This window comes from Paucibacter sp. DJ2R-2, from assembly GCF_025717675.1.
Taxonomy (GTDB): domain Bacteria; phylum Pseudomonadota; class Gammaproteobacteria; order Burkholderiales; family Burkholderiaceae_C; genus Paucibacter_A.
The window spans coordinates 1,274,602-1,292,986 of record NZ_JAJIRT010000001.1 but is presented as its reverse complement, the minus strand read 5'-3'; the positions used below and the strand labels follow the sequence as shown (position 1 = coordinate 1,292,986).

The 18,385-nt window shown below is 65.8% G+C and carries 16 protein-coding genes; 9 read left to right on the top strand and 7 right to left on the bottom strand.

Annotated features, from left to right (window positions below):
* Nucleotides 1-45 precede the first annotated feature (45 nt).
* A complete protein-coding gene (locus tag LNV28_RS05565) occupies nucleotides 46-1,083 on the bottom strand; it encodes a zinc-binding alcohol dehydrogenase family protein (protein WP_263516090.1) in 1,038 nt (345 codons plus the stop codon).
* Between the two features lie 99 nt (nucleotides 1,084-1,182).
* Between LNV28_RS05565 and LNV28_RS05560 the strand changes: the two genes are divergently transcribed.
* From LNV28_RS05560 to LNV28_RS05525, 9 genes are all read left to right on the top strand, one after another.
* A complete protein-coding gene (locus LNV28_RS05560) occupies nucleotides 1,183-2,136 on the top strand; it encodes a LysR family transcriptional regulator (protein ID WP_263516091.1) in 954 nt (317 codons plus the stop codon).
* A gap of 134 nt (nucleotides 2,137-2,270) precedes the next feature.
* A complete protein-coding gene (locus LNV28_RS05555) occupies nucleotides 2,271-2,591 on the top strand; it encodes a 2TM domain-containing protein (protein ID WP_263516092.1) in 321 nt (106 codons plus the stop codon).
* 129 nt (nucleotides 2,592-2,720) lie between these two features.
* Nucleotides 2,721-3,905 carry an acetate/propionate family kinase gene (locus tag LNV28_RS05550; protein WP_263516093.1) on the top strand — a complete coding sequence of 395 codons (1,185 nt, stop codon included), beginning with the start codon at nucleotides 2,721-2,723 and terminating at the stop codon, nucleotides 3,903-3,905.
* Between the two features lie 36 nt (nucleotides 3,906-3,941).
* A complete protein-coding gene (locus LNV28_RS05545) occupies nucleotides 3,942-6,287 on the top strand; it encodes an alpha/beta fold hydrolase (protein ID WP_263516094.1) in 2,346 nt (781 codons plus the stop codon).
* A 73-nt stretch (nucleotides 6,288-6,360) separates the two neighbouring features.
* Nucleotides 6,361-7,119 (top strand): enoyl-ACP reductase FabI, encoded by a 759-nt coding sequence (gene fabI / locus LNV28_RS05540; protein WP_263517128.1) that lies wholly within the window; start codon nucleotides 6,361-6,363, stop codon nucleotides 7,117-7,119.
* A 215-nt stretch (nucleotides 7,120-7,334) separates the two neighbouring features.
* Entirely contained in the window at nucleotides 7,335-7,814 is a 480-nt protein-coding gene (locus LNV28_RS05535; RefSeq protein WP_263516095.1) for a hypothetical protein, read from the top strand.
* Nucleotides 7,815-7,943: 129 nt separating this feature from the next.
* Entirely contained in the window at nucleotides 7,944-8,474 is a 531-nt protein-coding gene (locus LNV28_RS25155) for a DUF5625 family protein (protein WP_411969922.1), read from the top strand.
* 741 nt (nucleotides 8,475-9,215) lie between these two features.
* The gene (locus tag LNV28_RS05530; protein ID WP_263516096.1) at nucleotides 9,216-9,650 is read left to right on the top strand and encodes a hypothetical protein; all 435 of its coding nucleotides are present in this window, start codon (nucleotides 9,216-9,218) and stop codon (nucleotides 9,648-9,650) included.
* 97 nt (nucleotides 9,651-9,747) lie between these two features.
* Nucleotides 9,748-10,158, top strand: coding sequence for a hypothetical protein (locus LNV28_RS05525; RefSeq protein WP_263516097.1), 411 nt, complete (start codon nucleotides 9,748-9,750; stop codon nucleotides 10,156-10,158).
* Nucleotides 10,159-10,255: 97 nt separating this feature from the next.
* Here the strand turns inward: LNV28_RS05525 and LNV28_RS05520 are convergent, their stop codons facing one another.
* From LNV28_RS05520 to trpS, 6 genes are all read right to left on the bottom strand, one after another.
* Nucleotides 10,256-10,699: a VOC family protein gene (locus LNV28_RS05520; RefSeq protein WP_263516098.1), complete on the bottom strand. Its 444-nt coding sequence runs from the start codon at nucleotides 10,697-10,699 to the stop codon at nucleotides 10,256-10,258.
* Between the two features lie 157 nt (nucleotides 10,700-10,856).
* Nucleotides 10,857-12,254 carry a bifunctional enoyl-CoA hydratase/phosphate acetyltransferase gene (locus tag LNV28_RS05515; protein ID WP_263516099.1) on the bottom strand — a complete coding sequence of 466 codons (1,398 nt, stop codon included), beginning with the start codon at nucleotides 12,252-12,254 and terminating at the stop codon, nucleotides 10,857-10,859.
* A gap of 384 nt (nucleotides 12,255-12,638) precedes the next feature.
* Entirely contained in the window at nucleotides 12,639-13,589 is a 951-nt protein-coding gene (locus tag LNV28_RS05510; protein ID WP_263516100.1) for a fatty acid desaturase family protein, read from the bottom strand.
* A gap of 187 nt (nucleotides 13,590-13,776) precedes the next feature.
* Nucleotides 13,777-14,880, bottom strand: a complete 1,104-nt coding sequence (locus LNV28_RS05505; RefSeq protein WP_263516101.1) for a patatin-like phospholipase family protein — start codon at nucleotides 14,878-14,880, stop codon at nucleotides 13,777-13,779.
* Nucleotides 14,881-15,027: 147 nt separating this feature from the next.
* On the bottom strand, nucleotides 15,028-16,728 hold the full coding sequence (locus LNV28_RS05500) for an AMP-binding protein (RefSeq protein ID WP_263516102.1): 1,701 nt from the start codon (nucleotides 16,726-16,728) through the stop codon (nucleotides 15,028-15,030).
* Nucleotides 16,729-16,888: 160 nt separating this feature from the next.
* Nucleotides 16,889-18,283, bottom strand: coding sequence for a tryptophan--tRNA ligase (trpS, locus tag LNV28_RS05495; protein ID WP_263516103.1), 1,395 nt, complete (start codon nucleotides 18,281-18,283; stop codon nucleotides 16,889-16,891).
* Between the last annotated feature and the right edge of the window lie 102 nt (nucleotides 18,284-18,385).

Here is an 18,385-nt window from a genome sequence, read left to right as displayed (position 1 = left end):
GACCATAGCAGCCGCGCCCCTCCTGCTTCCCGCCTTGCCGGCGACTCAGCCTGGCCAGCCCTCGAGCACCAGCTTGCCCTCGGTGTGCTGGCCTTCCAGGCGCTGATGTGCCTGCTTGAGCGTGGCGGCCGAGATCGGCCCGAGCACCTCCGCCAAGGTGCTGCGCAGCGCGCCGGCGTCCACCCGCCGCGCCACTTCGGCCAGCAGGGCGCCGACTTCTGCCACATCGTGGCTGGCGTGCAGGGCGCGGGCGAACATCATCTCCCAGTGCAGGGACAGGGCCTTGCCCTTGAGCGCCATCACATTGACGGCCTCGGGCGGGAAATCGTCGATCAGGCCCAGCCGGCCTTGCACCTCCAGCGCCTCGACCAGTTCGCCGAAATGTTCGCTGGTGTGGCTGAGGCTGGCGGCATAGCGGATCGGCGGAAGTTGGTGCTGGCTCACCAGTTGCTTCAGCTGTGGCGCCAGGGGCTGGCGGTGATCCACCACGTGATGGGCGCCCAAGGCTTGCAGGCGGGCGGCGGTTTCGGGCCGGCTGGTGCTGGCGATCAAGGTCAGATGGGGCAGCTGGCGTGCCAGTTGCAAAAGGATGGAGCCGACCCCGCCATTGGCCGCCGTGACCAGCAGGCTGACCGGGCGCTCGGGCTGGTGTTGCACCTGCAGGCGGTCGAACAGCAGCTCCCAGGCGGTGATGGCGGTCAGCGGCAGGGCGGCCGCCTCGGCGTCGCTGAGCGAGGCCGGGGCCAGCGCGGCCAGGCGGTGGTCCACGGCCTGGAACTGGGCATAGCTGCCCGGGCGGTTGATCTCGCCGGCGTACCAGACCCGGTCGCCCGGCTGGAAGCCGCGCACCTCGGGCCCGACTTCGCGGACGATGCCCACGGCATCCCAGCCCAGCACGACCGGGGTCTGCGCATCGGCCGCGGGCCGGCTCATGCGCACCTTCACATCAACCGGGTTGACGGCAATGGCGCGCACCTCGACCAGCAGGTCGCGCGGGCCGGGGGTGGGGCGGGGCAGCTCCAGGTCGAGCAAGGACTCGGGGGCTGTGAGGGGCAGGTTCTGGAAATAGCCAACAGCTTTCATGGGAAGACTCCGGTGAGGCCGGGACGATCCCGGCGTTGGACGCTATCCTCGGTCTGTTTGGCTTTCGGAAAAAGCCATGGTTCGAAGCGACTGTTTCAAATGAAAATTGAAAATACCGACGAGCTGCGCCTGCTGCTGGAGTGCGCCCGGGGCGGCAGCCTGACGGCCGCATCCAAGGTCATGGACATCACGCCGGCGGCGGCCAGCGCCATGCTCAAGAAGCTGGAAGCGCGTCTGGGTCTGCGCCTGGTGGAGCGCAGCACGCGGGCCCTGCGCCTGACCCAGGCCGGCGAGCAGCTGCGCGAGCATGGCCAGCGTGCGCTGGAATTGCTGGACGAAGGCCTGGCGCTGGCGCTGGAGGCCGACCCGGTGGCCTGCGCGGCCGGCAGCCGCGCGGCCGGTGCGGCGGCGCCTTCCTTGCGCGGCCGCATCCGGGTTTCGGCGCCCAGCGATCTGACCCGCCAGCTGCTGCTGCCGCTGTTCGACGAGTTTCTGGAGCGCCACCCGGCCGTGGAGCTGCAGCTCAGCGTCAGCGATTCCCTGCTGGACCTGGTCAAGGACGAGGTGGACCTGGCCCTGCGCTACGGCCAGCTGCCCGACTCGGGCCTGGTGGCGCGCCGCTTGGCCTTGGTGCGACGCATGGCCGTGGCCAGCCCGGCCTATCTCGAGCGCCATGGCCGGCCCGGCCACCCCAGCGAGCTCAGCCAGCACGCCTGCCTGACCTTCAAGATCCGCAACCGGCACGAGCGCAGCTGGCGCTTTCGCCCGCGCGGCCAAGAGGCGGCCGCGCCCCTGGTGGTGGCGGTTCATGGCCCGCGCAGCTGTGACGACGCTGCCATCGCCCACCAATGGGCCCTGCAAGGTTTCGGCGTGATCTACAAGAGCGCGCTCGATGTGCGCCTGAGCCTGGGCAGCGGCGCCCTGGTTGACCTCTTCCCCGACTGGCAGGGCGATGACTTGCCCCTGCACGCCCTCATGCCCAGCCAGCGCTTTCTGCCGCAGCGGGTGCGGGCGCTGGTGGACCATCTGGCGCAGGGCTTGTCCGGTGCTTGAGCTGCGGCAGCCGCTCGCTTCATCGCTCGGGCCGTCGATTCGCGCCCGCCGCTGACAAGCCGTCGCATGGCCTTGGCTTGCGCTGCGCTGCGCCGCCAAGATGCAGCCATCACACAGCCCAGGAGCACCGAAGCATGAGCCACTGCCTGCACCCCAGCGACCCCGCCTTCAAGGGCACAGACCCCGAAGCCGCCTTGCTGCAAGAAGCCCAGCAACGCGTCGACGCCCTGATGGGTTTTCTCGGCCACCTGACGGTGTTTGTGGCTGTCAACCTGGGCCTCTACCTGCTCAGCGGGCTGCACCAGAGCTACTGGACGGCCTTCCCGCTCTGGGGCTGGGGTCTGGGCCTGGCCATCCACGGCCTGGCCACCCTGGCCAAGCTGCGCGGCCCGCGCCTGCGCCAGCATCTGATGGCGCGCGAGCTGGCGCGTCTGCGCGACGCCGCCGCTCGCTGAAGCGGCCACGCGACTCGGGCCTGTCATGAAAGCGAGGCCTGCGCGTCACGGGTGGGTCATCAGCGCTCGTTAGCTTCAGGGTATCTCTCCGAACGGAAGCGGCCCCCGGGCCGCCCAGGATGCCCGACCATGGCTGCCAATGACCTGCTTCTGACCCTGAACGCCGGCTCTTCTTCGCTGAAGTTTTCGCTTTACAAAGCCCAGCCCGAACTGAGCATGCTGGCCCACGGCCAGGTCGAGGGCCTGGGGGACAGCCCGCGCCTGCAGGCCGAGCTCGGGGCGGGCACCCGCCTGCAGCAGTCCCTGCGCCATGACGCCGCCGTGGGCGACCATGAGCTGGCTTTGCAAGCCATCCTCGACGTGCTGACCCACCATTTCCACGGTGAGGTGCTCAGCGCCGTCAGCCACCGGGTTGTGCATGGCGGCCCGGAGTTCGCTGCGCCGCAGTTGATCGACGCCGCCCTGCTGGCCCAGCTCGAGCGCTTCTGCCCGCTGGCGCCGCTGCACCAGCCGCACAACCTGGCCGGCATCCGCGCCGCACGCGCCGCCTTCCCCGAGGCCCACCAGGTCGCCTGCTTCGACACCGCCTTCCACCGCAGCCACCCCTTCGTCGCCGACACCTTTGCCCTGCCGCGCCGCTATTACGAACAAGGCATACGGCGTTATGGCTTCCACGGCCTGTCTTACGAGTTCATCGCTCGCCGCCTGCGCGAGCTCGAGCCCGAGCGTGCACTCGGCCGCGTGGTGATCGCGCATCTGGGCAATGGCGCTTCCATGTGCGCCCTGCGCGGAGGGCGCTCGGTCGCGTCCACCATGGGTTTCACGGCGCTCGACGGCCTGCCCATGGGAACCCGCTGCGGCCAGCTCGACCCCGGCGTTCTGCTCTACCTGATGAGCGAACACCGCATGGACCCGGCCGCCCTCAGCGACTTGCTCTACAAGAACGCGGGCCTGAAGGGCTTGTCCGGTGAGTCGCACGATGTGCGCGTGCTGCAGGCCTCCGGCAGCCCTGCGGCGCGCGAGGCGCTGGCCTACTTCGTTGACCGTGGCCGGCGCGAGCTGGCCGGCCTGGCCGCCTGCCTGGGCGGGCTGGACGCCTTGGTGCTGACCGGCGGCATCGGCGAGAACGCCGCCGAACTGCGCGCCGATCTGCTCGCCGACATGGAGTGGATGGGCCTGCGCCTGGACCCCGAGGCCAACCAGCGCGGCCAGGCCCTGATCAGCCACCCCGACTCCAAGGTCCACATCCGCGTCATCAAGACCGACGAGGAACGCATGCTGGCCGAGCATGCGGCCGAGCTGCTGTGGGCCTGAACTCGCAGTACCCAAATCACTTCAAGGCGAAACCCCATGACTCCCAATTTCAGCGTCAACAATCTGGGCCAACGCCAGCGCGAGGATGCCGACATCTGGTCGCGCCAGGCCGAGCGCCTGAACACCGCCCAACGGCAGCATGCCGAGCGCATCCAGCACAGCCACGGCGAACGTGGCCAGCAGCTCTGGGCCGATTGGCTGCGCCTCGGGCAAGACCTGGCCCTCGCGGCCTGGCGCGGCCATGGGGCGCGTGACGCGGCGGCCTATGGGGTCGACGCGGCCCAGCGCCTGCTGCTGACCCTGGACACCTTGCGCGAACGCGGCCAGCAGGACCTGGACCACGAGGCCGCCGGCACGCCACCGGTGCTGGACTACGCCTACGAGGAAGTCGTCGATGGCCGCCAGCTGCCGCGCCCGGTGAACTACCGTCTCTTGCGCATCACGCCGCCGGCCGGCGTCGAGGTGATGGACTGGAAGCGGCCCTACATGATCATCGACCCGCGCGCCGGCCACGGCGCCGGCATCGGAGGCTTCAAGCATGACAGCCAGGTGGGGGTCGCCCTGCGCGCCGGTCACCCGGTTTACTTCGTCGTCTTCCGCCAGCACCCCGAGCCGGGCCAGACCCTGGCCGATGTGATGCGCGCCGAGGCCGGCTTCATCCAGGAGATCCGCCGCCTACACCCGGAGGCGCCCAAGCCCGTGGTGGTGGGCAACTGCCAGGGCGGCTGGGCCACCCTGGTGCTGGCGGCGGCCAACCCCGAGATCTCGGGCCCCCTGGTCATCAATGGCGCGCCGGTGGCCACCTGGTCGGGCAAGCTCGGCGAGAACCCCATGCGCTACAACGGTGGCCTGCTCGGCGGCGCGCTGCCGGCGCTGCTGATGTCGGACCTGGGCCATGGCGAATTCGACGGTGCCCACCTGGTCTCCAACTTCGAGCAGCTCAACCCCAGCCGCAATTTCTTCGGCAAGTATTTCGATCTCTACCGCGAGGTCGACACGCGGCGCCAGAGCTTTCTTGATTTCGAGCGTTGGTGGGGAGGCTTTCACTTCTCCAACGAGGCCGAGATCCGCTGGATCGTCGAGCAACTCTTCGTCGGCAACCGCCTGTCGCGCGGCGAGGCCCAGCTGGAACCGGGCCGCCACCTGGACCTGAAGGCGATTCGTTCGCCCATCATCGTGTTCGCCAGCCGCGGCGACAACATCACGCCGCCGCAGCAGGCGCTGAACTGGATCGTTGACACCTATGCCGATGAGCATGAGATCCGCATCCGCGGCCAGCGCATCCTCTATATGGTCCACGACAAGGTCGGGCATCTGGGCATCTTTGTCTCCTCCTCGATCGCAAACAAAGAGCATGCCGAGATGGCCTCGACGCTGAAGACCATCGAGACCTTGCCGCCGGGCCTGTACGAGATGACCATCGACGCGGTCCATGGCGAAGGCCATGCCGAGCATTTCGTCGTCAGCTTCCACGAGCGCAAGCTCAGCGACATCAGCGGCGCGGAGTTTCAAGACCGGGAGCAGGAGCATGACTTCGCCGCCGTGGCCCGTTTGTCCGCTTTGGGTACCGATGCCTACGAGCTGGCCCTGCGCCCCATGGTGCAAGCCCTGGTCACGCCGCAGCTGGCGCAGTTGATCCGTGACGCCCATCCTGCACGCACCAGCCGGCGCGCCTTTGCCGATGACCACAACCCTGCGATGAAGTGGCTGGGCGGCCTGGTTCCGCAGCTGCAGGCCCAGCGTCAGCCGGCCGCGCCGGACAACCCCTGGCTGGCGCTGGAGCAGCTCTCGGCCCAGGGCCTGATGCAAGGCATGGACCTGATGCGCGACCTGCGCGATGCAGCCTATGAAAGCAGCTTCTTGGCGCTCTACGGCACGCCCTTCATGCAGTGGTTGGGAAAGCCCTTCGCGCGCGAGCGCATCCACAAAGACCCGGCCGAGTTGCGCTACCTGCCCGAGGTGCAAGCCATGCTGCTGGGCTTGGACAACGGCGGCTACCGCAGCACAGTGATCCGCATGCTGATTCTGCTGGCCGAGTCGCGCGGCTCGGTGCGGCGCGACCGCCTGGAGCGCTCCGCCGAGGTGCTGACCCAGCGCGAGCCCTTTGCCTCGCTAACGCCCGAGCGACGCGCGGCCATGATCCGCGAGCAGTCGGTCATCATCGAGTTCGAGCCCGAGGCCGCGCTGGCCGCTCTGCCGCGCCTGCTGCCGCAACGCGAGGAGCGCGTGGCGGCCCTGCAAGTGGTTGAGTACATCCTCGGCGATGTCCGTGAGATGGAGCCTCGCACCGCCGCTCTGCTGCAGCGCATGCGCGAGCTGTTTGAGCTCGCCACACCAATTACTCCCGCGCCCGAGGCGCTCACCAGCCTAGAGGAGGCCTGAAGCCATGAACCACGACAACACTTCTCGCGACCCCCTGCCCAAGATCTGGGACGAGGACACCCGCATCGGCGACATGCTCAAAGGCAAGCGCGGCCTGGTGGTCGGCGTGGCCAATGGCGACAGCATCGCTTTCGGCTGCGCCGCCAAGCTGCGCGCCTTCGGCGCCGAGATTGCACTCACCTACCTCAACGACAAGGCTCGCCCCCATGTCGCGCCGCTGGCCGAGGCGCTCGATGCGCGCCTGCTGATGCCGCTGGACGTCAGCCAGCCCGGCCAGATGCAAGCCGTGTTCGAACAGCTGCGCGAGACCTGGGGAACGCTGGACTTCGTCATCCACTCAATCGCCTTTGCGCCGCGCGATGACCTGCACGGCCGAGTGATCGACTGCTCGCAGGCCGGCTTTCTGCAAGCCATGCAGGTGTCCTGCCATTCCTTCATCGAAATGGCGCGTTATGCCGAGCCGCTCATGAACCCCGGCGGCGCGCTGATCACCATGAGCTATCACGGCGCCGACAAGGTCGTGGATCACTACAACCTGATGGGCCCGGTCAAGGCCGCGCTGCAGTCCAGCGTGCGCTACCTGGCCAGCGAGCTGGCCGAACGCCAGGTTCGCGTCTTCGCTGTCTCGCCCGGCCCGCTGCGCACCCGCGCGGCCTCCGGCATTGACCACTTCGACGAGCTGATCGACATGGCCGTCAGCCGCGCGCCCGCCCACCGCCTGATCGACATCGCCGAAGTCGGCCGCCTGGTCGCATTTTTGGTCGGCGGCGGGGCGTCGGGGATGACGGGGGACACGCTGTATGTGGATGGGGGGCTGCACCATATGGCGTGAGATGCTGCACCGGCATCGGGGAAACTAGGATTCGATAACGGAACGCGTACGCGGCACAATCCGGCTTAGCCGTCGAAAGTGTCGGCCTACGGTTCCTAGTTCATCCATGAATCCAAAACTCACGAATTGCGATCACGTACTCTCGCTCGCGTGCGTACAGAGGGATGCGAGCTGCTGCAGCTTTTGAGTTTTTGGACAGCCAATTTAGAAGTTCCATGCCACTGGTCGATCTCGACGAATACCTTGTCACCGATCCAACCACATGGCGCTTGTCGGCTATTGGGTCTGCTACAGCCGTGGTTAAGATTTGGGACTCGACCAGATTGGGTCTGAGCCCAAAATTGGCTTTCGCGAGCACGTTGCTCGTCATTTTCTGTTTGATCGCGGCACGTGGTTTGAGGCGCAAGTCCGAACTTGATCCCGGAGCCAAGAAAGTGCGAAAGACAACGATTTTGTTTGGTCGCCAACTGGCCACGAAGGAGGTTGACGTATCCGACGCAGCGTGGGTCAGGGCTCGACCAATCGGTTACAAGACACAGCTGGTGGTGGAAGTCGGTACTGTCGGCTATTCCACCAAGGAATTGGTTCGTGTCGTAAGCGACAAGAATCAAGGGATACCGTTTGCTGAGATGCTTTGCGCGCGAGTAGCGCTGCATCTTGAAATATCCGACAAGGGCTATAAACCAATCGCATGAGTCAGGTGGAAGTTTCCAACCGGTCGTTTAAGCTGACTCGCGACGACTGGCCACTCCAGGCCTCTGTTTCGTTCTGGACCTTCCGTGCCCATCAGCTGCTCGAAACTCAGCGCAAACGTTCGGCTGTATATGGGACCAACTGCATACGCTCTCTGTCAGAACGGCATCATCGGCCCGGCAATGTGGATCGTTGGGCTGTGCGTGTTTCCGCCCCTTATTGGCAGTACAGCACTACCGCTTCAAACTGCAGGCATCGCGACCTCCAGTTCATTCACTGTCCCAGTTGACAAGAGCTACCAGTTCCTTCTGGAATTCGAGTTCGCTTCAACTGAGGCCCGTCTTCAAGACAAGATTGTTGGCAACAACTACGCTGCAGGCTGCCAGAGCAACCCAATGTCGCTGGCAGGACAAGCAGAGTACGGTCGCCCCATACCAATCAGAGTGGTCATTCGCAGGGCAAACGATAGTTCTGTCGTTGTCGATTCGAAGTTTGTAACGTTGTGCCTTCAGAGCCACTCCAACAACCGAAAGTCGCGGAGCATTGGTTGGGTCACACTTGCCCGCGGCGAATACACCGCGGAATTGACAAATCTCGCTGCCCAGGACGGTCTCACCCACACGAGGACGTCCTTCTCTTTGGTTCCTGGTGGTCGCAAGTGAAGCCTGATGCCTTACAGGGGCTTTCCTTCTCTTCAACTCCGTCGTTCTGATTTCTCATCGAGACCTGACCCTAGCTTATTGCCATCTCGTACATCGAGGGACGAAGGGGTACACAGAGAAACTACGCCCACTCTTAGACTGCCTTGTAGCAGTCAACAGGTCGGTGCTCCGGACCCGAATGCGGGTTAGCTGGCCTCCATCTGCATCACGGGGTCGGAGGTGCTGGCGCTGCGCGCCACAACGGGGTGGTCATTCTTTTCCGCCGGCGGTCTGAGCCGTCATCGCACCTTGCAGAGCGGCGGGGTCCAGGTGGCGCGGTCACGCCTTATGTTTCAGGGCAAGGCCTGACCCCTTTGCACCATTGCCGCGACGTAGCTGCCCGCACATCCTTGCCTTGGCGCCTATGGTTGTTGCTGGACATCTGCCACAACAAGCAGCTGAACCTCTTGAACTACCGAGGCCACGCCAAGGTCAGACGCTGAGTCCTGTGTCTTGCATCGTGCATGGCATTGAGAAGGCCGCGTGAGCGAGCTTCGGGCAAACCGGGGTTCCATAACGCGGCTGGCAGGCGGCACAATCCGGCGCAGACCCCGAAAACGGAGCCTACCGATTCCATCTCAACGATGAGCTCAACGACTCGCCCTCGCAGACATTCACACGCACCAGGCGGCGTGGGTGGCGTGTATCTCGGCTTGTTCGTCAGCCTCGTTGGCCTTCACTCTCCCGCGACCCAGGTGACACATGTCGGACCCGAACCCACCTAGCAAGACCATCGACCCACACATCGAGCTTGGGCAGTTGTTGCCCGCTTTGTCGGCGGTGGTGTGGCTGCTCCTTGCCTACGGCTCGGTCACAAAACTAGCCAGCAGTACGGCGTCTTTGATGATCTGCCTTGCAATGGCTGGTGCATTCGCCTCGGTGCTGCTGCGTTCGATGTTTCGAGGCCAAACTTTGGCTGTGAAGACACTGGGGTTTGGCCTTGTGGCTTGCTGCCTCCTGATCCTTGCTCCCGTCTTTGGATTGGATGGCAGCTTTTCCGGTCCAGTCGATTCCTATCAGTGCGTCGGCGGCGGCACAGCCTGTTGGGTAGAGCTCAGGAATGCCTTGCACGTTCAGGCCGCCATCTGCGCTATCGCCGCCGCGCTCGTCGTCGCTGGGCGCATCAAAGCTCAGTGAGACTGAGCCACTCGTTCAGTCGGAGAACCAACGGTCCATGCTGAACCTTTAGCAGGGTGCAGTAACTTCTGCAGCAGCCCAGCCCGCCATTCAGTCCATGTACGCCATCAAGACCGAAGTCACCGATGCACGCGCAGCGTCCTGGATCTTTGAGGCTCAGAAGACGATGTATGGCGGCAAGCACATTGAAGCAGGCGATGAGGTCTTCGTCTTCGCCAGCGAGAACGAAGGCGGTGCTGGCCTGATCGCCTTGGGAACGGTCGTGGCAGCCGAGCCCACTCCGAGAAGAGCTGACATCGAGCGCCAGACGCCAAGGGTCAACATCACCGTCCGTCGGATGGCTCAGGCCAAGCGCAGTCTCGGCAGGACCGAGTTGAAGCCTTTCTCCGACTGGGATGCCGGCCGCCCTGAGACCGAGTTGAACTTCAAGCTCTACCGGCAGGCCACCAACAAGATCGTGGGGCTGTCCCCGGAAACGGCGGAGTTCCTGCGCAGCTTGTTCTTCTAGCAAAGCCACGCACCGTATAGGCAGGGGGCGTGGGCAGCTCGACTGGCCCCGGGCTCGCACCCGCCACTGGGTCTGAACCAGGCGGGACCTAACCCCCTCACTCGCCGTGCTGCCCCGCCCCCGCCCCCGCACCTGGAATCGCCGCCGGGTCCATCCAGAACGCGCCCCACAAATGCCCGTCCGGGTCGGACAGATCACGGGCGTACATGAAACCCAAGTCCTGCACCGGGTTCACATCGGCCTTGCCGCCGTGGGCGGCGGCGGAGGTGTTCATGGCGTCGACGGCTTCTCGGCTGTCCAGTGACAGGTTCAGCATCGACCCGGCTGTGCCGGCGGCCGGGAAGGGGCGGTCGGTGAAGCTGCGCCATTTGGCGTGCGTGAGCAGCATCACATGGATGGCCTCGCTCCAGACCATGGCCGTGCCGGCCTCGTCGCTAAACTGCGGGTTGGGCTCAAAGCCCAGGGCTTGGTAGAAGGCGGTCGAAGCCGGGAGGTCCTGCACGGGCAGGCTGATGAAGATCATCTTCTGGGTGGTGGCCATGGATGGGGCGCTCCTGTGAGTGAGGTCGGTGGGCTTGCTGAATGTATGAATGCTTGAATGAACGATACGGCGCTCATCAGCCCTACGACGTTCCAGCATGGGCGGAATCGACAAGCACCGCGAGGGCTCGTAATTCAAACCCCACAAGAGCGGCTCTTCAGCGGGCTGCTGCCTGCGCCACCAGCTGTACCAGCAGCGCCGAGGACGCCCGCGCCATGGGCCCGTCTGCCCGGCTGGTCAGGGCGATGGGCACTCGGGCGCCGAGCACGATGCCGGCCCCGGTGGCGCCGGCCAGGTATTCGAGCTGCTTGGCCAGCATATTGCCGCTTTCCAGATCGGGCACGGCCAAGATATCGGCCTGGCCGGCCACCGGCGAGGCAATGCCCTTGATGCGAGCCGCTTCCGCCGAGATGGCGTTGTCAAAGGCCAGCGGGCCGTCGAGCACGCCGCCGCTGATCTGGCCGCGGTCGGCCATCTTGCACAGCGCGGCCGCGTCCAGGGTGGAGGGGATGTTGGCGTTGACGGTCTCGACCGCCGACAGCAGGGCCACATGGGGCCGATCGACGCCGAGCACGCGTGCGAAGTCGATGGCGTTCTGCACGATGTCGCGCTTCTCGTCCAGGGTCGGCCGGATGTTGAGCGCGGCGTCGGTGATCAGCAAAGGCTTGCTGTAGAGCGGCACATCGAAGCGGAACACATGGGACATGCGCCGGCCGGTGCGAAGCTCCTTGCGCGCCAGCACGGCGCGGACCAGCTCGTCGGTGTGCAGGCTGCCTTTCATCAGGCTGGCCACGGCGCCGCTGGCGGCCAGCTCGGCCGCATGTTCGGCCGCCGCGTGGCTGTGCGGCATGGCGATGATGTCCAGGCCGCCCAGATCCAGGCCGCAGGCCTCCGCGACCGCGCGCAGGCGAGCCTCCGGGCCGATCAAGACCGGGTCCAGCAGACCCAAACGCGCAGCATCGACGGCGCCAGTCAGCGAGGCTTCGTCGCAGGGGTGGACCACGGCGCAGCGCACGGCCGGCAGCGCTCGGCCCAGGGCCAGCAAGGCATTGAAACGCGCTTGCGGGTCGAAGAGGTGGATCTCGGGCCGGCTGCTTCGCGGCAGGCGGACCTTTTGCGTCGGCGCCAGCACGCGGGCGATGCCGCTGGCGACGCGCTCGCCCTTCTGGTTGATCAGCTCGCAGGCCAGCTCGACGGCGCCGCGCGCGGCGTCTTTGGCCGTGACCGTGACGCTGACGGTCAGCGTATCGCCGACGCGCACTGGGGCGATGAAATGCAGGCTCTGGTCCAGATAGCGGGTGCCGGCGCCGGGGAACTGGGTGCCCAGCAAGGCCGAGACCAGGGCGCCGCTCCACATGCCGTGGCCGACCACCTCGTGCATCAGCGGCGCCGTGCCGTCGCCGCTGTCCAGGTGGGCGGGGTTGCTGTCGCCGGAGACAGCGGCAAAGGCGGCGATGTCCTGGGCGCTCAGGGTGCGCACCAGGCGGGCGCCCTGGCCGATCTGCAGTTCGTCAAAGGTCAGGTTTTCGACCAGGTCGGAAGCGACGTTGTTCATGGCGGGCCCGGGCAGCTAGAAAGGAAGCGCCCATGGTCTGCGATGCGGATGGCAGGGCCATGACAGGGGCGGCAGTCGGCACTGAGCCGTCGTTTGCGGAGAAGTTTCAGCACGCAGAGTTCGCAGAGGACCGCAGAGGACGCTGAGAACACAATCCTCGCTCTTCTTCTCTCTCTCTGCGATCTCTGCGAACCTCCGCGCACTCTGCGTTCGTATTCAAATCTCAGCGAACGACGGTTCTGTGCCGGAACCTGCCCCTCAGCCGCAGCGGATCGGCATGCGCAAATCGTCCAGATAGTCGCGCTTGATGTTCACGCTGCTGCGTTGGCCAAGGGCGCGCAGTTGGTGGATCAGGGCGGCGCTGCGGAGGAGCGTCGGACGAATTCAGGCCGGCTTGCGGGTGATGAAGCGCAAGTAGGATCCGTAGCCGCGGAACACGTGCTTCTCTTCGATCAGCCCGTCGTGCTCGTAAATGCGGTGCAAAGCGGGCAGGCGCGAGAAGGGCACACCAGGGAAATAGTGGTGATAAGGGTGCATGGCGAAGTTGAGGTTGGGCAGCAACAGGCGCTCCCACCAACTCAGCACGATCAAGGGTGTGGATTCGGCCACTGTGGCCTTGGGCGCGCCGTACTCATGCTCGCAAATGGCGCCCCAGCGAATGATGACCTGGGTCACCGTCAGCAAGGGCAGCAGCCAGTACAGCAGGAAGGCCGTCCACAGACCGGCCCAGCTCAACAGGCCGATCAAGACCAAGAAAAAGAGCGGCCTCAGCCACTTGGGCACGGCGTTCCGGCGTGCGAACACGGGGTTCGCTTCGGCCGGCTTCTTGCCCCGCATCAGGGCGATGGTGTTGATGCCCAGCAGATCTCTCAGGAATAAACGGGCCAAGCGGCCGGGAGGCATGGGGAATGTCCAGTCCGGCCCACTCTTGCGTTTGAAGTCCGGATCGCTGGGACCGAAGTAGTCGCGGTGGTGGGCCAGGTGCACCTGGGCATAGCCCTCCACCGTCAAAACCAGCAATGGGTAGGCGGCCAAGAGATTGACCCCCAGGTCGCCGAAACGACCGCGGTAGCCGAGCAGATGGGCCTGATCATGGACCAGCAGGCCCAGCACGTTCTGCCTAGTGGCCACCACCAGAACGGTCAGCAGCGACATCCACCAGGTGTTGAGATGAAGCGCCAGGGTAATGAACCCGATCACCACCGCCCATGCCCAGATGAGCTCCAGGGTGAAGGCCCAAGGCGCGGCACCATTGAGTTTCTGAATCGCCTCGCGTGCGTTCGGACTCAAGGAGTTCTTGTCTCCCAGGATGGCGACGGGCAGGTCGTTGGGCATGGCGGCGAAGATCCTTGCTGAGGACCGACGACGAGGTGGCCCTGTTCATGAAACCAAGTGGCGGCGGGCAGTGTAAGGGCATCACTGGCCGCTCCGGCTGGCAGGGCGTGAGAGGCCGCCAGCCGCGCACGGTGCTGGGCCCGCAGGCGGGCCTCTGCCTTGCTAGCGCCGGGCCCCAGGAGTGAATTCAAGCGCCTCGCACCGGCAGGCGCAAATCGTCCAGATAGTCGCTTTTGATGTTGACGCTGCTGCGCTGGCCCAGGTCTTTGAAGTGGTGTTGCAGCCAGTTCTGGGCATGGTTGCGGCCCAGGTCACGCAGCTGGTGAATCAGCGCGGCACTGGTGGAGCTCTTGCTGGCGGCGCTGAAGGCCTCCAGCGCTTCGCCGCCGTCGATGCGGTGCATCAGCACATCTTTGTAATGCGCCGGGTCCAGCTTGCCTTCGGCCAGCAGGCGCTTGACGAAGTCGATGGCGCGCATCTCGGCGATCAGGGCGGCGTTGAAGCTGATCTCGTTGAGGCGGTCCAGGATCTGCGCGCTGCTGGTGGGCAGGGCCTCGCGTTCGATCGGGTTGATCTGCACCAGCACGATGTCGCGGCCCGTGCATTGGTAGATCAGCGGATGGATGGCGGGGTTGCCGGAGTAGCCGCCGTCCCAGTAGTGCTGACCGTCAATTTCCACGGCTTTGAACAGGGTCGGCAGGCAGGCCGAGGCCATGACGGCATCGACGCTGAGGCGCTCACCCGAAAAGATCTCGGCCTTGCCGGTGCTGACCCGGGTGGCGACCACGAAGACTTTGGGGATCTTGCCGGCCTGGCGGGCCACGGCCTCGAAGTCGATCTGGCCGGCGACAAAGCTGCGCAGGGGATTGATGTCGAAGGGGTTGGACTGGTAGGGCGAGACCGTGCTGGTCCAGAGCGCGCTCATGGCGCTGAGCCAGGGCGCGGCGGCCGAGTTCTCGTCGGCCGCGTGGCCGAACAGAAAGCCAAAGGGTGCGCGCTGTGCCTCGCCCAGCGCGCCCATGGCAATCACGCCATTCCAAAACGCAGCCAGCGATTCGCGCGCCGCTTCCCGGGGGTCAGGTCGTGCCTTCTCCAGGGCCTGAGCAAGGCCATGGGCCAGGGCGACGGCATTCATGGCACCGGCGCTGGTGCCACTGATGCCTTCGAAGTTCAGTCGGCCGTCTTCCAGCAGCGCGTCCAGCACGCCCCAGGTGAAGGCGCCATGTGAGCCGCCGCCCTGCAGGGCCAGGTTGATGGGCGGCGGCAGGGGCGTGCTGGCGGCGCGGCTCATGGTTCAGAGTTCTAAGATTTCTGTAGCGAGCGGCTGCCAGGCTAGGCGGACGGAGCGCAGGAACCGGAGCGTACGTTCTGTACGTGAGGATTCCGAGCACCGGACCAACGACGCATGGCAGTCGCGCAGTAAGAAATCCACATGCCTTCAATCGCCAAACACGACCTTCTTCTTCTTACCGACCCAGGTCTCCAGCTGCGGGCCATAAACCTCGTCCACGCGGTTGCGTTTGACCTTGAAGGTTGGGGTGATGAAGCCGTTGTCCACCGTCCAGGGCGTCTTGACGGCCACCAGGCAGTCGAGCTGCTCATGCGGGTCGAGGCGGCTGTTGACCTCGGCCAGGTGGGCGGTCAAGGTCTGCACCAGGGCGGCGCGGTCGGTTTCGTTGCTGCTGTGCTCAATGGCGTTCTGCGACAGCATCACCACGCCGACCGGCTGGCCCATATTGGCGCCGGTCACCACGCAGGCTTCCACGGCCGGGTGGTCGCCCAGGCGGTCTTCGATGGGCGCCGGGGCCACGTACTTGCCCTTGCTGGTCTTGAACAGGTCCTTGACGCGACCGGTGATGCGCAGGCAGTTGCGGCTGTCGAACTGGCCCTTGTCGCCGGTGCGCAGCCAGCCGTCTTCGGTGAAGGCCGCGCGGCTCATCTCGGGCTCTTTGTAGTAGCCGCTCATGGTGGCGGGGGTGCGCACCAGCAGTTCGCTCGTCTGCGGGTCCAGGCGCGCTTCCACGCCCTCGTAGGCCGGGCCCACGGTGCCGATCTGGTTCTCGCCCGGCACGGTGATGTGCGAGATGGCCAGGTTCTCGGTCATGCCGTAGCCCTCATTGATGTGCAGGCCGAGCTTGCGGTACCACTCGAGCAGGGGCACGGGCATGGGCGCGGCACCGCCGGCGCAGACACGCGCCTGGTCCAGGCCCAGAGCCTTGAGGATCTTGCGCCGCACCAAGCCGCCGATCAGGGGCAGGCTGAGCAGCAGATTGAGCTTCTTCTGCGGCATCTTGGACTGGATGCCTTGCTGGAACTTCACCCACAGGCGCGGTACCGAGAAGAAGATGGTGGGCCGGGCGCGCTGCAGGTCGAGCGTGAAGGTGTCCAGGCTCTCGGCGAAGTAGACCTGGAAGCCGGTACGCAGCCAGCCATGCTCGATCAGCACGCGCTCGACCACATGGGCCAGAGGCAGGTAGGACAGCAGGCGGTCATCGGCGCCCATGGGGATGCGCTTGAGCGCAGCGCTCAAAGCCCAGGCGAAGTTGCCGAAGCTGTGCATCACGCCCTTGGGCGCGCCGGTTGTGCCCGAGGTGTAGATCAGGGTGGCCAGGTCTTCGGCCGCGCGCACCGGTTCGCCTTGCAGCGGTGCGGTGCGGGCGCAGATGACGTCCCAGCCCTCGTAGGATTTTTTGGCGTCGTCGGGCGAGAGCGGGTAGCTGATGCAGGGCAGGCCGGCGGGTACGCCGGGCTTCATGCCTTCCCAGCCGTCGAGCTTGCCGATGAAGCAGGCGCGTGCCTCGCTGTGCTCAAGGATCTGGCGGATGGTTTCCGAGGCCAGGGTCGGGTAGAGCGGCACCGAAACGTAACCCGCCATCCAGATGGCCAGGTCGCTGAACAGCCACCAGGCGCAGTTCTTGGACAGGATGGCGACCTTGGCGCCCGGCTCCCAGCCCTGTTGCTGACCCATGGCCTGAAGGTGTGCGGCCATGCGCCGCACCTGGTCGCCGACCTGGGTCCAGGTGAATTCCTGGGTTTGACCCTGGCCCATGGGCTGGGTCAGGGAGATGCGCTCGGCCTGGGTGCGTTCCAGCAGGTAGAAGCGTTGCAGGGCCAGGTTGTCGGTCGGGATTGCGGGCATGGGCTGTCTCCTTGTGTGGACTGCATGAAAGCAGGCGCGTTTGTACGCCTAGGCTAACCATGGCGTCAGGAGCAGCCTAGCGGGTTTTTGCTGGCCTTGTGCTGATCAGGGGCAGCTCTCTAGACCCGCAGCGCGAAAAAGCGCCCGCCCTCAGCTGCACTTAGCCGGCCTCGGCTTCCGCCAGGGCCTGCAGCGCGGCAGCGAGGCTGGCCTCATCGACCCCCTCGCCCCGCTGCACCGGCGCCTCTGCCAGCGCGGCCGCGCCTTCGCGCTTGAGGCGGCTCACCCACTGGCCGGCGTCGCGGCCGCCGGCGAAGGCGGCGCTTTGCAGCAAGACTTGACCCTCGGCGCTGACCAGCTTGAAGTAGAACTGGCCATCGGCCTCGCGGTATTGCTTGAACACTGGCAGGGCGGCCTTGGTGGCCTTGGCGGTGTCGACCGCAGGTGCAGCCACGGCGGTGAAGCGGCGCAGGCCCACGGCCTCGCGGGCCCGGGCCAGCAGCGGGCCGGCGATGGCGCGGGCCTTTTCGGCACCTTGTTGCAGGATCTCTTCGATGCGCTCGGGGTGGGCCATCAGGGCGTCGTAGCGCGCGCGCATGGGTGCGATCTCGGCCTCGATCAGCTCGAACAGCTGCTGCTTGGCTTCGCCCCAGGCCAGGCCAGCGCGCAGGGCGGCCCGGAAATCGGCGCGCTGCTGCGGCGTGGCGAAGGCGTCGTAAATCGTCACCAGGGCCTGACCCTCGGGTTCCTTGGCCTCGCCGGGCAGGCGGCTGTCGGTGACGATGCGGGCGATCGCCTCCTTCAGGCCTTTGCTGCCGCCTTCGAACAGCGGGATGCTGTTGTCATAGCTCTTGCTCATCTTGCGGCCGTCCAGGCCGGGCAAGAGGGCCACGTCTTCCTCGACATTGGCCTCGGGCAGGACGAAGAATTCCTCGTCCTGATCAGGCGCCGGGCCGCCCCAAGCCTGATCAGCCGCCCCCTCGGGGGGCAGCCGGCGCTGCGCGTCGGCGTGGGGGCGCCGTTTCGCAAACTGGTGGTTGAAGCGCTGCGCCACATCGCGCGCCATCTCGATGTGCTGCACCTGGTCCTTGCCGACCGGCACGCGGTGGGCGTTGAAGATCAGGATGTCGGCCGCCATCAGGATGGGGTAGCTGTAGAGGCCCATGGTGATGCCGGCGTCCGGGTCTTCGCCGGCGGCCAAGTTGGCGTCCACCGCGCCCTTGTAGGCATGGGCGCGGTTCATCTGACCCTTGGAGGTGATGCAGGTCAGCAGCCAGGTCAGCTCGGGGATCTCGGGGATGTCGCTCTGGCGGTAGAAGGTCACGCGTGAGGTGTCCAGGCCGGCGGCCAGCCAGACGGCGGCAATCTCCAGGCGCGAGCGGTTGATGCGCTCGGGCTCGTCGCACTTGATCAGGGCGTGATAGTCCGCCATGAAGAAGAAGCTCTCCACGCCCGCCTCGCGGCTGGCGGCGATGGCCGGGCGGATGGCGCCGACATAGTTGCCGAGGTGCAGGGTGCCGGTGGTGGTGATGCCGGTCAGGACGCGCTGGTTCATGGTGTGTGCGGGAATATCGGTGAGCGAAGGAAGAAAAAGGGCTTCGCGCCATTCTTTGTGAGCGCTTATTGTCACTGCAAGCGGCGCCGCAGCCGCTAGCAT